The 16,653-nt window shown below is 67.5% G+C and carries 22 protein-coding genes; 6 read left to right on the top strand and 16 right to left on the bottom strand.

Translation table 11 applies throughout. The features are described 5' to 3' along the window. Position 1 precedes the first annotated feature (1 nt). The 5 genes from AB0M14_RS14400 to AB0M14_RS14380 all read right to left on the bottom strand — a co-directional run bounded on the left by AB0M14_RS14400 (position 2) and on the right by AB0M14_RS14380 (position 3,701). Positions 2 to 517 carry a GtrA family protein gene (locus AB0M14_RS14400; protein WP_364993975.1) on the bottom strand — a complete coding sequence of 172 codons (516 nt, stop codon included), beginning with the start codon at positions 515 to 517 and terminating at the stop codon, positions 2 to 4. A gap of 290 nt (positions 518 to 807) precedes the next feature. Then, complete coding sequence (gene ruvB, locus AB0M14_RS14395; RefSeq protein ID WP_364993972.1) at positions 808 to 1,929, bottom strand: Holliday junction branch migration DNA helicase RuvB; 1,122 nt, start codon at positions 1,927 to 1,929, stop codon at positions 808 to 810. Positions 1,930 to 1,935: 6 nt separating this feature from the next. Continuing rightward, entirely contained in the window at positions 1,936 to 2,541 is a 606-nt protein-coding gene (gene ruvA, locus AB0M14_RS14390) for a Holliday junction branch migration protein RuvA (RefSeq protein WP_364993970.1), read from the bottom strand. Then, a complete protein-coding gene (ruvC, locus tag AB0M14_RS14385) occupies positions 2,538 to 3,107 on the bottom strand; it encodes a crossover junction endodeoxyribonuclease RuvC (protein ID WP_364995779.1) in 570 nt (189 codons plus the stop codon). Before ruvC ends, ruvA begins: the two co-directional genes overlap by 4 nt. 84 nt (positions 3,108 to 3,191) lie before the next feature. Continuing rightward, positions 3,192 to 3,701 (bottom strand): O-acetyl-ADP-ribose deacetylase, encoded by a 510-nt coding sequence (locus tag AB0M14_RS14380; protein ID WP_364993967.1) that lies wholly within the window; start codon positions 3,699 to 3,701, stop codon positions 3,192 to 3,194. 64 nt (positions 3,702 to 3,765) lie between these two features. Between AB0M14_RS14380 and AB0M14_RS14375 the strand changes: the two genes are divergently transcribed. Then, positions 3,766 to 4,125 (top strand): metalloregulator ArsR/SmtB family transcription factor, encoded by a 360-nt coding sequence (locus AB0M14_RS14375; protein ID WP_364993965.1) that lies wholly within the window; start codon positions 3,766 to 3,768, stop codon positions 4,123 to 4,125. After that, positions 4,122 to 4,625 (top strand): SRPBCC family protein, encoded by a 504-nt coding sequence (locus tag AB0M14_RS14370; RefSeq protein ID WP_364993962.1) that lies wholly within the window; start codon positions 4,122 to 4,124, stop codon positions 4,623 to 4,625. The genes AB0M14_RS14375 and AB0M14_RS14370 overlap by 4 nt, the downstream gene beginning before the upstream one ends. Here the strand turns inward: AB0M14_RS14370 and AB0M14_RS14365 are convergent. From AB0M14_RS14365 to AB0M14_RS14350, 4 genes are all read right to left on the bottom strand, one after another. Then, positions 4,622 to 5,374 carry a YebC/PmpR family DNA-binding transcriptional regulator gene (locus AB0M14_RS14365; RefSeq protein ID WP_364993959.1) on the bottom strand — a complete coding sequence of 251 codons (753 nt, stop codon included), beginning with the start codon at positions 5,372 to 5,374 and terminating at the stop codon, positions 4,622 to 4,624. The genes AB0M14_RS14370 and AB0M14_RS14365 overlap by 4 nt on opposite strands. Positions 5,375 to 5,457: 83 nt before the next feature. Continuing rightward, positions 5,458 to 6,261 carry a C1 family peptidase gene (locus AB0M14_RS14360; protein WP_364993956.1) on the bottom strand — a complete coding sequence of 268 codons (804 nt, stop codon included), beginning with the start codon at positions 6,259 to 6,261 and terminating at the stop codon, positions 5,458 to 5,460. 159 nt (positions 6,262 to 6,420) lie between these two features. Beyond that, positions 6,421 to 7,068 carry a pyridoxal 5'-phosphate synthase glutaminase subunit PdxT gene (gene pdxT, locus AB0M14_RS14355; protein WP_364993953.1) on the bottom strand — a complete coding sequence of 216 codons (648 nt, stop codon included), beginning with the start codon at positions 7,066 to 7,068 and terminating at the stop codon, positions 6,421 to 6,423. Then, complete coding sequence (locus AB0M14_RS14350) at positions 7,061 to 7,894, bottom strand: acyl-CoA thioesterase II (RefSeq protein WP_364993951.1); 834 nt, start codon at positions 7,892 to 7,894, stop codon at positions 7,061 to 7,063. Before AB0M14_RS14350 ends, pdxT begins: the two co-directional genes overlap by 8 nt. 90 nt (positions 7,895 to 7,984) lie before the next feature. Between AB0M14_RS14350 and AB0M14_RS14345 the strand changes: the two genes are divergently transcribed. Continuing rightward, positions 7,985 to 8,353, top strand: coding sequence for a hypothetical protein (locus tag AB0M14_RS14345; protein WP_364993949.1), 369 nt, complete (start codon positions 7,985 to 7,987; stop codon positions 8,351 to 8,353). A 27-nt stretch (positions 8,354 to 8,380) separates the two neighbouring features. Next, positions 8,381 to 9,202: a methyltransferase domain-containing protein gene (locus AB0M14_RS14340; RefSeq protein WP_364993947.1), complete on the top strand. Its 822-nt coding sequence runs from the start codon at positions 8,381 to 8,383 to the stop codon at positions 9,200 to 9,202. Here the strand turns inward: AB0M14_RS14340 and AB0M14_RS14335 are convergent. Further along, positions 9,196 to 10,560, bottom strand: a complete 1,365-nt coding sequence (locus AB0M14_RS14335; RefSeq protein WP_364993943.1) for a thioester reductase domain-containing protein — start codon at positions 10,558 to 10,560, stop codon at positions 9,196 to 9,198. The genes AB0M14_RS14340 and AB0M14_RS14335 overlap by 7 nt on opposite strands. Positions 10,561 to 10,642: 82 nt before the next feature. After that, a complete protein-coding gene (locus tag AB0M14_RS14330) occupies positions 10,643 to 11,143 on the bottom strand; it encodes a hypothetical protein (RefSeq protein ID WP_364993941.1) in 501 nt (166 codons plus the stop codon). A 109-nt stretch (positions 11,144 to 11,252) separates the two neighbouring features. Between AB0M14_RS14330 and AB0M14_RS14325 the strand changes: the two genes are divergently transcribed. After that, on the top strand, positions 11,253 to 11,867 hold the full coding sequence (locus AB0M14_RS14325) for a hypothetical protein (RefSeq protein WP_364993938.1): 615 nt from the start codon (positions 11,253 to 11,255) through the stop codon (positions 11,865 to 11,867). A 1-nt stretch (position 11,868) separates the two neighbouring features. Here AB0M14_RS14325 and AB0M14_RS14320 read toward each other — a convergent pair whose 3' ends face one another. Both AB0M14_RS14320 and AB0M14_RS14315 read right to left on the bottom strand, forming a co-directional pair. Beyond that, complete coding sequence (locus AB0M14_RS14320) at positions 11,869 to 12,270, bottom strand: SgcJ/EcaC family oxidoreductase (RefSeq protein WP_364993935.1); 402 nt, start codon at positions 12,268 to 12,270, stop codon at positions 11,869 to 11,871. Between the two features lie 4 nt (positions 12,271 to 12,274). Next, positions 12,275 to 12,676, bottom strand: a complete 402-nt coding sequence (locus AB0M14_RS14315; protein WP_364993932.1) for a hypothetical protein — start codon at positions 12,674 to 12,676, stop codon at positions 12,275 to 12,277. An 87-nt stretch (positions 12,677 to 12,763) separates the two neighbouring features. Between AB0M14_RS14315 and AB0M14_RS14310 the strand changes: the two genes are divergently transcribed. Then, the gene (locus AB0M14_RS14310; protein ID WP_364993930.1) at positions 12,764 to 13,597 is read left to right on the top strand and encodes a helix-turn-helix transcriptional regulator; all 834 of its coding nucleotides are present in this window, start codon (positions 12,764 to 12,766) and stop codon (positions 13,595 to 13,597) included. Here the strand turns inward: AB0M14_RS14310 and AB0M14_RS14305 are convergent. The 3 genes from AB0M14_RS14305 to AB0M14_RS14295 form a co-directional block, all read right to left on the bottom strand. After that, positions 13,560 to 14,402 carry an MHYT domain-containing protein gene (locus tag AB0M14_RS14305; RefSeq protein WP_364993927.1) on the bottom strand — a complete coding sequence of 281 codons (843 nt, stop codon included), beginning with the start codon at positions 14,400 to 14,402 and terminating at the stop codon, positions 13,560 to 13,562. The two genes, AB0M14_RS14310 and AB0M14_RS14305, sit on opposite strands and share 38 nt — an antisense overlap. 246 nt (positions 14,403 to 14,648) lie before the next feature. Then, positions 14,649 to 15,551 (bottom strand): pyridoxal 5'-phosphate synthase lyase subunit PdxS, encoded by a 903-nt coding sequence (gene pdxS / locus AB0M14_RS14300; protein WP_364993925.1) that lies wholly within the window; start codon positions 15,549 to 15,551, stop codon positions 14,649 to 14,651. A gap of 370 nt (positions 15,552 to 15,921) precedes the next feature. Continuing rightward, positions 15,922 to 16,590: a TetR family transcriptional regulator gene (locus tag AB0M14_RS14295; protein ID WP_364993922.1), complete on the bottom strand. Its 669-nt coding sequence runs from the start codon at positions 16,588 to 16,590 to the stop codon at positions 15,922 to 15,924. Positions 16,591 to 16,653 lie beyond the last annotated feature (63 nt).

Genomic DNA, 16,653 nt, shown 5'->3' with positions numbered 1-16,653 from the left:
TTCAGCCCTGGACGCTGTGCAATTCGGCTTCGCGCAGGTCGTCCGGGAAGACGAAGCGGCGGAACGCCCAGAAGCGGAAGCCCATCGCGAGCAGGACACCGAGGATCTGGCCGGTGACGAAGTTGGCGACCGCCTGGGTGAGCGGGCCCACGTGCGGCACCCGCAGGTTCAAGACGTAGAGCGAGATCGCCTGCGGGATCAGCGTGACAACGACACCCAAGGCGCTGACCGCAAAGAACAGGGCCGCTTCGTGGTGGCGCTGACGTCCGCCCCGGGTCCGGAACGACCACTCCCGATTGAGGATGTAGGAGGCGATGATCGCGATCAGCACACCCAACAGCCGCGCTGTCAGCGGTTTCTCACCGAGCACGGTCAACTTCGCGGCGTACACCACACCGGTGTCAATGAACCAGGTGACAGCGCCGACCACCGCGAATTTCATCAGCTCGCGGTGCTGAATCGCCTTGGAGCGATAGGGCTCCGGCAAACGATCGACAACAGACTGCACCACGGTCATGCGACCGACTGTAGCGGGGAGATCCGCAGTGCGCCCGTCCAGATATCGGCTGTAACCACGCCCTAGCCGAAATGTGTTGTCACCGAGTTCGCTACGGCCCGCACGGCACGCAGCCATTAGCTGTCAGATTGCTCTCGCTTGGGACATGTCGTCGCCGGGCACGGTTTCCGGCTGTGCGGCAGACACCTACGTCCAACTCCGAGCGACAACCGACGGAACCGGGACAGATTGTCGCTCAGAGTTGGAGACCCAACACACCCGCAGGAAAGGGCCGCAACGGACGCCAGGGATTAGCTGTCCGCCGACGAGGGGCGGTCGAACAGGCTCAGGGTCGGCTGCGGTTCGCGGGCGCGGACGTCGATGGAACCGAAGGCCAAATCAGCGGGTGGGACCAGGCCGAGGTGCTCCCAGGCAGCGGCAGTGGCGACGCGCCCGCGCGGGGTGCGGGCGACCATCCCGGCGCGGACCAAGAACGGTTCGCAAACCTCTTCGACGGTGGCCGCTTCCTCCCCGACCGCGACTGCGAGGGTAGACACGCCGACGGGGCCGCCGTTGAAACCCCGGACCAGGGCGGACAAGACGGCTCGGTCCAGGCGGTCCAGGCCCAGCGCGTCGACGTCGTAGACCTCCAAGGCGGCCTGCGCGATCGGCCGGGTGATGCGGCCGTCGGCGCGCACCTCGGCGTAGTCGCGGACGCGGCGCAGCAGGCGGTTGGCGATGCGGGGCGTGCCGCGGGAACGGCCCGCGACCTCGGCGGCGGCGTCGCGTTCGATCTCGACGCCGAGAATCTCGGCCGAGCGCAGCAGGATGCGCAGCAGCTCATCGGGTTCGTAGAAATCCATGTGCCCGGTGAAACCGAAGCGGTCGCGCAGCGGGCCGGTCAGCGCGCCCGAGCGAGTTGTCGCGCCCACCAGGGTGAACGGGGCGATGTCCAGCGGGATCGAGGTGGCGCCGGGGCCTTTGCCGACGACCACGTCGACGCGGAAATCCTCCATGGCCAGGTACAGCATTTCCTCGGCGGGGCGGGCGATGCGGTGGATCTCGTCGATGAACAGCACGTCACCCTCGACCAGGTTGCTGAGCATGGCCGCGAGGTCGCCGGCGCGCTCCAGCGCCGGGCCGGAGGTGATGCGCAGGGCGGTGCCGAGTTCGCCGGCGATGATCATCGCCATCGAGGTCTTGCCGAGGCCGGGCGGGCCGGACAGCAGGACGTGATCGGGTGTGCCGCCGCGCTGTTTCGCGCCGCGCAACACCAGCGCCAGCTGTTCCCGGACGCGCGGCTGGCCGATGAAGTCGTCCAGGGATTTCGGGCGCAGGCTGGCCTCGATGTCCCCGTCGGACTTCAAATAGCTTGCGGTGACCTGGGATTGCTCGTCGGATGCTGTCTCGTCCGCGGTCTCGTCGTATTCCATGGCGGCCTAGCGGTTCTTGCCGAGCAGGCTCAGAGCGGCGCGCAGCGCGGTGGAGGTGTCGGCGGCGGGCTGCTCGGCCAGCACCGAATCCACGGCCTGCTCGGCCTGTTTCAGCGGGAAGCTGAGGCCGGTGAGCGCTTCCACCACCTGGTCACGCACCGGCGTGACCGCGACGCCGGGGCCGCTGCCCGGCGGACCGGCCTGTACCGGAATGAGATTCACCTTGTCGCGCAGTTCGACGACCATGCGTTCGGCGCCGCGCTTGCCGATGCCGGGCACGCGGGTCAGCGCCGCCACATTGCTCTCGGCGAGCGCTTTGCGCAGCGCTTCGGGCTCCAGCACCGCGAGTACCGCCATGGCCAGGCGCGGGCCCACCCCGGACACGGTTTGCAGCAGACCGAACAGGTCGCGCGATTCGGTGTCGGCGAACCCGAACAGAGTCTGCGAATCCTCGCGCACGATCATCGCGGTGTAGAGCCGGATCTCCTCGCCGCGGGTTAGCGTGGCCAGCGTCGAAGGGGTCGCGTTCAACCGGTACCCGATTCCGCCCGCCTCGAGCACCGTGTGGTCGAGCGCGATTTCGAGCACCTCACCGCGTACCGACGCGATCACCCGCGTACCGCCTTCCGTTGTTCAGCAAGCTTTTCGGTGTAGCGCCTGCGGACCTCGGCCGCCTGCGCTTCGGCTTTGGCCATCCGATCCAGCAGCGGCGCCCGCCAACAATGACAGATCGCCAGCGCCAGCGCATCAGCCGCGTCCGCCGGTTTCGGCGCCACCGCCAACCCCAGGATTCGCGTCACCATCGCCGTCACCTGCGCCTTGCCGGCGGTGCCGCTGCCGGTGACGGACGCTTTCACCTCGCTGGGGGTGTGAAAGGCCACCGGTATGCCGCGCCGCGCCGCCGCGAGCGCGATCACCCCGCCGGCCTGCGCCGTGCCCATCGCGGTGCGCACATTGTGCTGCGCGAACACGCGCTCGATCGCGACGGCCTCGGGTTTGTGTGTGTCCATCCAGGTTTCGGCCGCGTCGGCCACCAGCATCAACCGCTGCGCCAGATCCATCTCGGGCGGGGTGCGCACCACATCCACGGCGATGGCGGTGACCTTCCGGCCGAGCCCGCCCTCGACCATACTGATTCCGCACCGGGTGAGCCCGGGGTCCACGCCCATCACCCGCACGAAAACCCCTCTCGCAGACACGAACAACTGTTCGAGAGTCTAGTGGAATCCGGTACGACTCTCCGCAAGGACACTCCAGCGGGCTCAGGCAACCTGAGCGGCGAACGCAGAGTACGCCGTTTCGTCGAAGAGAACGAACCGCACCTCCGACACCCGAGTCGCACTGGCGCGCACGGTTTCCACCGCGATGCGCGCGCCGTCGTCGAGCGGCCAGCCGTAGATCCCGGTGGAGATCGCCGGAAACGCGACCGTCGCAGCGCCGAGTTCGTCTGCCACGCGCAGGGATTCGCGATAACAGGAGGCAAGGAGATCGGAGCGGTCCTCGGTGGCCGACCAGACCGGGCCGACCGTGTGAATGACCCAGCGGGCATCCAGCTTGCCCGCGGTAGTCGCCACGGCCTGCCCTGTTCTGAGCCCCTTGCCGTACTGCGAGGCACGTAGCGCACGGCATTCGGCCAGGATCTCCGGCCCGCCCTTGCGATGAATCGCGCCGTCGACTCCCCCGCCGCCGAGCAGCGAGGAGTTGGCGGCGTTGACGATCGCGTCGACCGACTGCGCGGTGATGTCACCACGGACCAATACCAGCGAAACCATGGCTGAATCCTCCCATCCGGCAATCATCATCGACAACGCGTAACCAGTCGGTTACGCTTTTCTCGTGGACGAAGTGGCAGGGGCGATCGCCGACCCGATCCGGCGGGAGATCCTGGAAATGCTCGATGGACAGCAGCTGGCCGCGGGCGACATCGCCGCACGATTCGACATCAGCAGACCCGCGATCAGCCGGCACCTGCGCGTGCTGCGCGAAAGCGGGCTGGTCCGCGCCGAACTCGTGGGCAGAGAGCGGATCTACACCCTCGATGCCGGACCGCTCGGCGAACTCGCCGAGTGGATCGCGCGATTCGGCCGCGGCGCCTGGGAGCGCCGCTTCGACGCATTGGAAACCGAGGTCTACCGAACCCGGCGCGAACACCGTGCCGAGGCAGCCCGGCAGACGACAAAGGAGAACACAGCATGACCATCCAACCCACCGGCCGCCTGCACACCACCGACGCCGGCCACGACCTGGTATTGACCCGAACCTATCGCGCGCCGATCGAGGACGTCTGGATGAGCTTGACCGAACCAGACCGCACCGCCCGCTGGTACGGGCCGTGGACGGGCGAAGCCGGACCGGGCCGCACCATCAAGGTGCAGATGAGTTTCGAAGAGGGGCAGCCCTGGACGGACATGCGCATCGAGGTCTGCGAACCGCCGCACCGCCTGGAGGTCTCCGCGACCGACGAGGCCGGCTCGTGGCTGCTCGAAGTCCAGTTGACCCAGCAGAGCGACACCACCGAATTCCGCTTCATTCAGCATCTGCGCGGCGATCAGCTGGGAATGGTGCCGCAGATCGGGGCGGGGTGGGAGTACTACCTGGACATGTTCGGGGCGGCCCACACAGGTGTGGACCGCCCCGATTTCGGCGACTACTACCCCGCTCTCGCGGAGTACTACGAAGACCTGGCCAAAGGCTAGTCGTCGAGCTGCGCCATGACCTCGTCGGAGATGTCGACGTTGGTGTACACGTTCTGCACGTCGTCGCTGTCCTCGAGCGCGTCGACCAGCTTGAACACCTTGCGCGCGCCGTCGGCGTCGACCGCGACCGACACCGAGGGCTGGAAGCCGGACTCGGCCGAGTCGTAGTCGATGCCGGCGGACTGCAGGGCCTGGCGGACCGGGATCAGATCACCCGGTTCGCTGATGACCTCCCAGGAATCGCCCAGGTCGTTGACCTCTTCGGCGCCCGCGTCGAGCACCGCCATCAGCACGTCGTCCTCGGACAGGCCGTTCTTCTCCAGGGTGACCACACCCTTGCGGCCGAACAAGTACGACACCGAGCCCGGGTCGGCCATATTGCCGCCATTGCGGGTCATCGCGACCCGGACCTCGCCCGCGGCACGGTTGCGGTTGTCGGTGAGGCACTCGATCAGCACGGCGACACCATTGGGGCCGTAGCCCTCGTACATGATGGTCTGCCAGTCCGCGCCACCGGCTTCTTCACCGCCGCCGCGCTTGCGCGCACGCTCGATGTTGTCGTTGGGCACCGACGACTTCTTCGCCTTCTGGATGGCGTCGTAGAGCGTCGGGTTGCCGCCCGGGTCACTGCCACCAGTCCGGGCCGCCACCTCGATGTTCTTGATCAACTTGGCGAAGAGCTTGCCGCGCTTCGCGTCGATACCCGCCTTCTTGTGCTTGGTGGTGGCCCATTTGGAGTGGCCGCTCATGCCCTACTTCCTTCAGGTCGATTGCACGTCTGGAAACTTCACCAGACTACTCGGCCGGTCACGGAAGCTTTCCCAGGGCTTGATCAGAGCGTGATTCCGTAGGACTCGTCGAAGAACGCGCCCGCGATGTAGGCCGGCGTCGCATAGGCGAAACCGTGGTCACCCCAGGCCGTGCCCCAGCTGTTGCGCACGATGAAGCGGCCGTTGGCCTGATAGCCGACGATCGCGACCGCGTGTCCGCCGCGCACGGTGCCGGGCACGAATTCCTCCAGAACCCCGCCGTTGGCGGTGGCGTTGTCCCAGGTCTGGTCCACGCCGAAGCCGGCGAGGATGGGCCCGTTGTTGGCGAGCCAAGCCTTCCAGTTGGCGAGATTCTTGCCCAGGTTGAAGTAGGAGGCGACCCGCTGCTGCGCGGCGTGCGCCCAGAACACGTTCTCCGCACCGGTGTACATCTTGGTGACGATGTGAAACGGCAGCATTTCTTCGCGCACCGCGCCGTACTTGCGGGTCACCTCGACCGCGGCCTTCAGCGAGGTGCCGCCGCCTTCGATGAAGGTCTCGGGCCGCTGAACGAACTCGTCGGTCTCCTTCGAGCTCATCCAGATGAAACGCGGCGAGACCCGATCGGCCTTGTCGATCCGGTTCGCGGTGACCAGGTGATAGCGCATCAGCCCGTCCCCCGTCGCCCAGCCGACACAGGAGCCGGTGTCCTCCTGATCGCCGATAGTCCACCAGTCGCGGCGCAGATCCACCGCTTGCGGGAGCGCGGCCACCACGCCCAGCGTGCCGGCCGCGACCGCGTCACCAAAAGTCCAGTCCTGCTCGGTTTCGCGGGAAGGAACCAGATTGCAAACCCGCTCTTCGGCCGGGTATTCGTGATTCGTCATGATCGTGCGTCTTTTCATCCAGTGGTGCAGCACCACTCCGGGACGATTCGGCTGCCCGGATCAGATAATCGTCGCGGTCGCCACGACCGGAATCACGAGTAGCGAATACTCGATTCCGCGGCGTTGATCAGCGCTTTCGGTACGTAGTCCGGAGCGCGGCTACGCAGTAGCGCGCACCATGCCGACGAACAGATCGTGCACCCGCAGATCGCCGGTGACCTCCGGGTGGAACGAGGTGGCCAGGACATTGCCCTGGCGCGCCGCCACGATCCGCCCGGCGAACGGGCCGCTCGGAACAGTCGCGAGCACCTCGACGCCGGCCCCCGCGCGCTCCACCCAGGGGGCCCGGATGAACACGGCGCGGATCGGGGAATCCAGGCCGGTGAAGTCGAGATCGGTTTCGAAGGAGTCGACCTGGCGGCCGAAAGCGTTGCGGCGCACCGTCATATCGATGCCCGACAGGTGCTGGGCGTCGGGGCGGGTGTCGAGCACCTCGGAAGCCAGCAGGATCATCCCGGCGCAGGAGCCGAAGGCGGGCATGCCGTCGCGGAGGCGGGCGCGCAGCGGTTCGAGCAGTTCGAAGGCCTCCAGCAGCTTGCTGATGGTGGTGGACTCGCCGCCCGGCAGGACCAGCGCGTCGACCGCGTCCAGTTCGGACCGGCGGCGCACGCTCACCGGTTCCGCGCCGGCGTGTTCCAGGGCCGCGAAGTGCTCGCGGACATCCCCCTGCAAAGCGAGTACGCCGATACGGGGCGAACTCGTGGCCCGCTGCGGCTCCCGCGCGGCGATCACCGACTGCTCAGCCATGCTGCCCGCCCTCGCGCATCGTCCGGATCAGACCCTCCTGGACGACGGCCGCGACCAGTTCGCCCTGACGGTTGAAGATCTTGCCGCCGGTCAGCGCGCGGCCGAAGCCCGCCGACGGCGAGGACTGGTCATAGAGCAGCCAGTCGTCGGCGCGGAAGGGCCGCAGGAACCACATGGCGTGATCGAGCGAAGCGTTCTGGGTCTCCTCGTCCGGGTGGATGACCTTCGAGGAACCGAGCAGCGTCATATCGCTCATATAGGCCAGCGTGCAGACGTGGAACAGCGGGTCGTCGGGCAGCGGATGCCGGTAGCGGAACCAGACCTGTTGCTGGGAGACGACGCCGTCGCGGCGGGACACCTCGCCGGGCGGAACCGGGCGGATGTCCCAGTGCTCCCATTCGCGCATGGCCCACAGGCGTTCCGGGCTCATCGTGGTCTGCGCGTCGGGCAGGCCCTCGGGCTCGGAGACCAGCGGCATCACGTCCTGATGCTCGGGCCCCTGATCACCGGAGTGGAAGGAGGCCGACATGGTGAAGATCGCCTTGCCGTCCTGCACGCCGGTGACGCGCCGCGTGCAGAACGAACGCCCGTCCCGGATCCGGTCCACCAGGTAGACGGTGCGCTCTTCCGGATTGCCGGGCCGCAGGAAGTAGCCGTGCAGGGAATGCACCTGGAACTGCGGATCGACCGTCCGCACCGCCGACACCAACGCCTGCCCGGCCACTTGGCCGCCGAACGTGCGCGGCAACTGGGTCTTGGTGGATGCGCCGCGGAAGATGTCGCGTTCTAGCCGCTCGATCTCCAGCGCCTCTTCGATCGTCGCCATGCGCGCAACATTATCCGGCGCATTCCGCACCGACACGCTTGGCTTGCGGGTTACGGACAACCCAGGCAAACAGGTGACACCCTGTCGCGTGTGACCGAGTCGCTGACAATGCGTGCCATCACCACCGTGTCCGAGCTGGTGAACTCCTATGCCACCGAAATCGCCGGTGCCGACCTACCCCCACTGAGCTGGATGTGGGATTGCTGCGCTCGTTTCGGCGACGCGGAAGCCGAGTTATGCGGCACCTGTCACCCCGATCTACCTGCACGGGAAGCGAATTCGCAGGTGCTGGCGTGGGCGCGGGCGCTGAATCTGCACGACTCCACCACCGCGCGCGATGTCGCCGACGGCCGACGCGCCTTCAGCGGGACGCTCGGCGAGTCCCGCATCCGCCTGACCGCCGTCGTCGAATCCACCAGTCCGGCAACCGAAACGCAACCCCTGATCATCCTGGCCTAGCGGCCGGGATCGGAGTACAACGGGAGCATGGCCGAGCCCGGGTCCACACCGTCCTTCCGCGCTGATCAGCCCGGCGACAGCGAGCATCAGGCACTGCTCGTCAGCATTCTGGACGCGCAGTCCGCGTTGCCGGGCGTGCGGCGGCTACGGCGGTGGACCTTGGACGCCTTGGCGGTGCGGCCGGGTGATCGGGTGATCGATATCGGGTCGGGGACCGGTTCGGAAGTGGTGGCGCTGGCCGCACTGGCCGGCCCCACCGGTGCGGCCACCGGTGTCGATCCGAATCCGGCCATGCTGGTGGAGGCCGAGGCGCGCGCCACGGCGCTGGGCGTGCGGGCCGAGTTCGTCAAGGGCGACGCGTACAACCTGCCGTTTCCCGATGCCAGTATCGACGCGGTGCGCTGCGAGCGGGTTTATCAGCATCTCGACGATCCCGCTCGGGCGACCGCGGAGATCGCCCGCGTCCTGCGGCCGGGTGGCCGGGTGGTGCTCGTCGACAGTGATTGGTCGACCGGCATCATTCATCCCGGTGATCCCGAAGTCGTTCGCGCCCTGAACGACTCATGGTTGAGCCAGACCACCAATCACGACTCCGGGCGGCATCTGCGCGGTCTGCTCACCGCCGCGGGCCTGGTCGTCGACGACATCGGCGCCGACGCGGTCATCTGGGATCTCGGGATCATCGACACCATGTATCGTGCCAGCACCGACCACGCGGTGGCCGCTGGGGCCATCACCGCTGAGCAGCGGGACCAACTGATCGCGGATCTGCGGCACGGCGTCGAGATCGGCGACTATCACTTCTCGGTGACCATGTTCGCAGTTCTCGCCCACCGCCCGGATCAGTGACGCGGGGCCGGAAGAAATCCGGTCTGGACGAAGTAGTCGATGTGCCGGTCGATCAAATCGATGCTCATCGGCGGGCAGTCGATGCCGGAGCCGGCCAGGGCGATGCGTGCGTTCGAGTCGTCCCAGGAGACCGGCGTACCTGAAAAGCCCGCTTGCTCCCCCAGAATGAGCGCGCGAGCGAGATCGGGGTCGTCGCCCGCGGCGGTTTCCAGCCGGGCCGCCAGTCCCGATACCGGCATAGTGACGATCTCGAAACCTTTGTGGCGCAGTCGTTCCCATACCAGTCCACAGCGGATCGAGGTTTGGTTGACCAAGTGGTGGACCGGCGCGGCAGCGCTATCGACCGGGCGGTCCGACGGCGCGGCAGTGGCGTGGATCAGGGTGTGCACGATCGCGGAGGCCACATAGTCGGCGGGGACGAGACTCACTTCGAGGTCGGCGGGAGGTACGCCGCCCAAGAGGATCGCTGCCCGGACCAGAGTCCAGAAGGCGTCGTCGGGGCTGGCTGCGCCGGTGTGCGGATTGCCGCAGATGCGGTCTGGGCGATGGATCACGGTCGGTAGACCGCGGGCGGCGGCTTGGGCGGTCAGGACCTCGCCCACCCATTTGCTCAGGACATAGCCGTTGCCGGACAGCTCGCCGAGTGCCGGACGAGCGGATTCGAGAACCGGGGACATGGGTGCCGCGGTCGCCGATCCGACCGATGTCGTCGACACGAAATGCACCGGTTTCGGGATCGCGGTGCAAGCGAATCGGAGCACCGTCGCGGTGCCGAGGGTGTTGGCCGCGCGTAGTCGCGCGTACGGCTCGGCGTGGTTGACGCGTGCGCCGTTGTGGATGACGGCGTCGACGTCGCGCGAGAGCGCGGCGTATTCAGCGGTGGGGAGGCCGAACTGCGGCATCGTGAGATCGCCCGCGATCGGGATCACCCGGGCGGCGACCTGCGGACTCCACAGGCGGTAGCGGTGGAGCGCGGCGAGGATTCTGGCGCGGGCCGCGTCCCGATCGGCGGCGCGCACGAGGCAGTGCACCTCGGCGTCGGTCCGTGCCGCCAGCTCGTGCAGCAGGTGAGCACCGAGGAATCCGGCGGCTCCGGTGAGAAAGACGCCGCGCGGAGCGGGTACTGCGAGCGCCGAGCCCGCCACCGAATCGGAATCGCGTGGGGTTCGCGCTTCCGGAACGATCGAGCCGTCCAGTCGCGCGTCGGCGGCCAGCTCCGGCGGCGGCGCTGCTCGTGGCGCGGACCGGCGCGGAATCGCGTTCGACCCCGCCAGTTCCGCGATCGACCGCAGCTGCGCGTCGAAACCGAAACCACCGGGGCCATTCGTCATCGGGGATGGCTTCCGATGACGGTTCATGCGTCGAATTTTATCGAGCGCCGGGCCCGCCGCCGCGCCCGCAATTCTGGGGCCCACGGAAGTTCGGGCGCGGCTGGTGCGATCAGGCGGGGCAGGCCGCCGAGGGCTGGTTGGCCAGCTGGAGCATCTGGCAAACCCAGGTCTTCTGGACCTTCCACTTGCCGTCCTCGGCGACGAAGGGCACGTCAGCGATGTTCTCCTGGCCGTTGAAGACCAGCTTCGCCTTGGCGTTCACGGTGTCGCCGAAGGCGGTGACATCGGTGACCTCGATGCTGGCGTTGGTGCTCTTGTAGGCCTCGGCGAGGCGGTTCGGCAGTTCCGGGTCCGCTTCGGCGCCCTGGATCCAGCCCAGCTTCTCCGCGTTCGGCACGCTCGGATCGAGAGCCTTCTGGAGTTGGGCGTTCAACTCGGCTGCGGTCGGAACCGGCGGCAGGTTCGCGGCACTCGTAGCCGGAGCACTGGTGGTGCTGGTGCTCGTCGGCTTCGAGTCCGGCTTGTCGTCACTGCCGCAGGCGGTCAGGCCGAGCGCGGCCACCAGGGCCAGGCCGGCGATGGCGATACGTCCGGTGTTGCGAAGCTTCAACTGCTCGTCCTTTGTTCGATCAGAGTCGAATCCTGAAGCTATCCAGTGGCTCTGTGGGAACGATAAGACAGCTGTGAGCCGGGTCGAAGAGTTCGAGCATGATGGTGCGGTGCCCGAGTTCACCGCCATCACGCCCTCCGCCTTGGCCGATCTGATCGCCGCGCGTGCGACGGAGCTGGCGGGGCACGCGGTGATCGCGGTCGACGGAGCCGATGCCGCGGACCCCCTCGCTCTTGCGCGGCAGGTAGCCGAGCGACTCCGGACCGGCGGGCGCCCGGCCGAGGTGGTGTCGCTGCACGATTTCGTGCGCCCGGCCTCCCTGCGCCTGGAATACGATCCGACCGACGAGTTCACCTATCGCACTGCATGGTTCGACTACGACGGGGTGAATCGCGAAGTGCTGGTCGCGCTCCGGCGGCACGGGCAGTGGCTGCCCGCTCTGTGGGACGAGCGCACCGACCGGTCGGCGCGGGCCCGGATCCGCACCGCCGCACCGCATACCGTGCTGCTGCTGGCGGGGCCGATGCTGCTCGGCCGGAGTCTCGCATTCGATCTCTCCGTGGCGCTGCGTATGTCGGAGGGTGCGCTGCGCCGACGCACCGACCCGGCCGAATTGTTCACCGTCGACGCCGTGCGTACGCATCAGCGCACCGGCGACGCCGAGCCCGACATCCTGGTTGCCTGGGATCATCCGGACCGACCGGCGGTACGGGTGGCGGCCTAGCTCACGTCGGGAACTGGCTGATGCGCGTGTTTTGGAAAGTGGTGAACAACCAGGTCCCGTTGGCGCGCACCGCGACCCGGGTCTGGACGGATCGAGCCTCGGGCGGGGCGGCCGCGCCGGGCGGCATCGGTTTGTCGCCGACGGTGACGAGGACCGCGGTGTCGGGCGTGGGGAATCGGATTGTGCGCGTGTCGGGTTCGGCCATGCGGGTGCCCTTCATGAACCCGTCGAAGCCCTCCTGCATGACGGTGGCGAGTTCGGCGCGGCCGCGGATGAATTCACCGATGACCGAGACGAAGTCGGCATCGGGGGTGAAGGTCGCGGCGAAGGCGGCGCCGTCGCCGGCGGCCCAGGCGTCCATCTGGGTGCGGAGCAATTCAAGGACTGCTGTTTCGTCGGTCATGATCTCACCGGTCCCCACGGCGTAGGCCCGCGTATTCGAGGGCGGCGAAGGTCGCGACGAATGCCGCACCCACGAGCAGGAAGGCGCTCCCCCAAGCCGTCAGCGGGATCAGGCCGACGAAGGCGAGCTCCACCAGCACCACCACGGACACGGCGTTGACCGCGACCACGCCGCCGGACAGGCGTGCCGGGATCTCCTGGTAACCCGCGATGAGCAACAGGGCCGCCGCGCCGCCCAGCATGGCGACGCCGAAGGGCACCGACCAGGAAGCCGGCAGGCCGAGCGGGTCGCGCAGGACGGGGGCGGCGGCCAGCAGGAAGACACCGAACGCGCCGGTGCTCCAGCCGTCTACCCGCAGTGTCGTTCGTAATCCGGGGCCGGTGTCGAGAATCGTCGAAGTCGTCATGGCAGCGACGGTGCCACTCGGCGGTCATGGCCTCAATGACCTCAGAGGTCATGGAGGTGCGGACCCCGCGGTCGATAACCTGTCGGGGTGACGGGTTCGGTGCGGGAATCTCCGGTGGGTGCGCTGCTGCGGGAGTGGCGGCAGCGGCGGCGGTGGAGTCAGCTGGAGCTGGCGCTGGCCGCCGAGAGTTCGGCGCGGCACGTGTCGTGTATCGAGACCGGTAAGGCGCAGCCGAGCCGTGTCATGGTGCTGAAGCTCTGCGATGTCTTGGAAGTGCCGCTGCGCGAACGGAATTCGATCCTGCTGGCAGGCGGGTTCGCCCCGGAGTACCGGGAGAGCAGTCTGGACGACGCCGAACTCTCCTCGGCGCGCACCGCGCTGGATGCCATGCTCACCGCGCACGAACCGTATCCCGCGGTGGTGGTCGATCGATACTGGAACGTCGTCACCACGAACCGCGCGATGGGCCTGTTCCGCGACGAGGTCGACGAGCAGCTCTTGGAGCGGCCCAATATGTATCGCCTCGCCCTGCACCCGGGCAGCTCGAGCGCCACCAGCTACATGATCAACCACGGCCAGGTGCGAGAGTTCCTGCTGGACCGGCTGTTACGCCAGGTCCAGACCACCGGCGACCCGATCCTGCGCGACCTGTACGAGGAGGTCTCCCGCTATCCGGTGCCGCCCGGCACCGAAGCCGACCCGGGCGATCCGACCCCGTTCCTGGTGCCGTTGCGGATCGCGACCCCGATGGGCGAGCTACGCATGTTCAGCACGATGGTCACCTTCGGCGCGCCCTCGGATATCACGCTGTCGGAGCTGGCGATCGAGTTGTTCTATCCCCTGGACGAATTCACCGCGATCACCCTGGCCCGGCTCTTCGACCTCACCACCGCCGATGCCGATGCCGAAATGTCCCTCTAGCGGTTTCGTCGGACGGTCCGCGGTCGCCGCCGTCCTGGCTCGGCCAGTACCGGCTGGCCCGCTGCCCCGCGATCCGGCTGAGGTCCGGTTCGTCGATCTCGCTGAGCCCGACTTGCAACAGCGTCACCATGGTCACCATGCTGACCGCCACGATCAGCGGGGTAAGCAGCTGCCCGGCCTGCGCTCCGGCCGGTGCGTGCATGTGCTCGGCGACATGCGCCTGCATGGAAAACATTCCGGTGTAATGCATTCCGCACACGGCGATCCCCATGATCAGCGCCGCCCCGATGGTGGCCCCGAGGCCACGCACATGCAGCGTGAACCAGAGCGCGGCCGTCGCGGCGACCACCGCGATCACCAGTGACAGCAGCACGATCCACGGGTCGTACCGAACGGCCGCATCGGTTTTCATCGCGTACATGCCGGAATAGTGCATGGCCCCCACCCCGAGCCCGGTGATGGCGCCGCCGGTCAGCAGCGCCTGGATGTCGCCGTGCCGCCGCACCACGATCGACAGGCCGACCCACACCACGCCCATCGCGATCGCGGCGCTGAACAGGGTGACCGGAATGTCATAGCGAATGGTGGCGTTGCGGACCGAAAACCCGAGCATCGCAATGAAATGCATAACCCAGATCCCGGTGCCGCCGAGCGCGACCGCACCGATCGCGATCCAGCCGCCGTGCCCGTCGCCGGTGCGGGCCCGCACCATGCAGCGGAGCGCCAGCAACGAACCGGTGACCGACATGACGTAGGCCAGAACGGGAGTAAGCCAGCCATAGGTGAACTGGTCGATTTCCAGCATGCGGACTCCTTGCCAGAAGCGTGTATTCGACTGTGCTCACCGGTGATTCACTGCAAACAGTAGCCGCGAATCTGCTGGCAGTAAATTTGCCGCACCCCACTCCTGGAAAAGTAGCTGGCGTTAGCTGGAGGGTATGCGCGCTGGTAGCGGGCGCACGGCGAAGGGCCCGCCCCGCCACCGATTCATGTCTGCACCCCTTGACCTTTCGCATCCCCCCAGCAATCGACTACCCAGCGCCCCAGCTGATTACCAGCCGCGCTCGGCGAGGCGGTGCGGCTGCGGAATCTCGTCGACGTTGATGCCGACCATGGCTTCGCCCAGGCCGCGGGAGACCTTGGCGAGCACGTCGGGGTCGTCGTAGAAGGTGGTGGCCTTGACGATGGCGGCGGCGCGGTCGGCGGGGTTGCCGGACTTGAAGATGCCGGAGCCGACGAAGACGCCCTCGGCGCCGAGCTGCATCATCATCGCGGCGTCGGCCGGGGTGGCGATGCCACCGGCGGTGAACAGCACCACGGGGAGCTTGCCGGTTTCGGCGACCTCGCACACCAGCTCGTAGGGCGCTTGCAGTTCCTTGGCCGCGACGAACAGTTCATCCTTGGGCAGCGCCTGCAGCTTGCGCAGCTCGGCGCGGATCTGGCGCATATGGGTGGTGGCGTTGGAGACGTCGCCGGTGCCGGCCTCGCCCTTGGAGCGAATCATCGCCGCGCCCTCGGTGATGCGGCGCAGCGCCTCACCCAGGTTGGTGGCGCCACAGACGAAAGGCACGGTGTACTGCCACTTGTCGATGTGGTTGGCGTAGTCGGCGGGGGTCAGCACCTCGGACTCGTCGATGTAGTCGACACCCAGGCTCTGCAGGATCTGCGCCTCGACGAAGTGGCCGATGCGCACCTTGGCCATGACCGGGATGGTCACGGCGGCCTTGATGCCCTCGATCATGTCCGGGTCGCTCATCCGGGACACACCGCCCTGGGCGCGGATATCGGCGGGGACGCGCTCCAGCGCCATCACGGCGACGGCGCCCGCGTCCTCGGCGATCTTGGCCTGCTCGGGGGTAACCACATCCATGATCACCCCGCCCTTGAGCATCTCGGCCATGCCGCGCTTCACGCGGGCGGTGCCGACGGTGTTGGTGGTCTCGGGCGTGGTCACGGCAGTCTCCTGAGTCATGTGTGCCAATCGGATCGCTGAAGAAGTATCGACCCAATTCTAGGCCCGCTCAGAAAGCCACTAGATAGCCAGTTGAACACCACTGGCCTGGTCCCTGAGGACCGCCGTCAGAGCGGGGCGACGACCAGCAGCGTCGCCCAATACTCCGCGGCAGCCGGGCCCAGCAGGGGCAACAGGAAATCGTAGAGCATGTACGACATGAGCTAGTTACCTCCGCTGGCCGAACAGGGACCGCCCCAAAACCTTTGGAACGCCGACACCCGGTGCCGGGTGCGTCCCGAACGGTTTACCCTCCGGGCACCGATCCAGTCCCGAAGCCGACGGGATCGTGAAGCAGATCACACCGTTCTGGTCACGCCTCCGGAGGGCCGCTGCGGCGATAGGGCGCGGCGATCTCGGGGCCCAACGCCGGCGTCGCCGGGCTCGCGGACGCGCGCCGGGCCACGGCCGCGGTCGCCTCGGGGACATTGTCGGCGGTGAGCCGATAGACGGCGCGTTCGATCAACGGCAGCGCCTGAGCCACCTCGAGGGTGCCGTCGGCGCATTGCCCGAGCAGCGCGAACACCATGTTCGACAGGATCGTGGCGATGTCTTGGAGATAGGCCTCCTCGGCCCCCGCGAGTACGGCGGCGGCGATCGGAAGCACGGCGTCCAGGCCATGGTTGTCCAGGCGCTGGGCGCCGGACCCGGTGCGCGCGCGATGGTAGGCCCGCAGCATCCGCGGATGCCGTTCCCAGGGCTCGAACACGTGCCGGATCACTCGCATCAGGCCGTCGTAGATCGACTCCCCCGGCGGCGGGGATTCCATGGCGACATAGGCGTTGTCCGCCATCCACGCCTCGAGCGTCGTCACGATCAATTCGTCGCGGGTCGGGAAGTGCTTGTAGATCGTCGTCAGCGAGACCCGGGCGCGGCGCGCCACTTCGCGCAACTGGACCGCGTCGTAGCCCTCGGTTTCCAGCTGTACGCGGACCACGTCGATGATCTTGGCTTTCAGAGCCTCTTCCGTGTCCTTGCTCACCCCGCTACAGTAACGCCGTTACTTGAGTAACCGAGTTACTCATCCGGGTCGATCGAGAGTTCT

It is taken from the genome of Nocardia sp. NPDC051832 (genome assembly GCF_040681285.1).
Taxonomy (GTDB): Bacteria; Actinomycetota; Actinomycetes; order Mycobacteriales; family Mycobacteriaceae; genus Nocardia.
The sequence above is the reverse complement of the archived record's forward strand: the minus strand, read 5'-3'. Positions and strand labels throughout refer to the sequence as shown.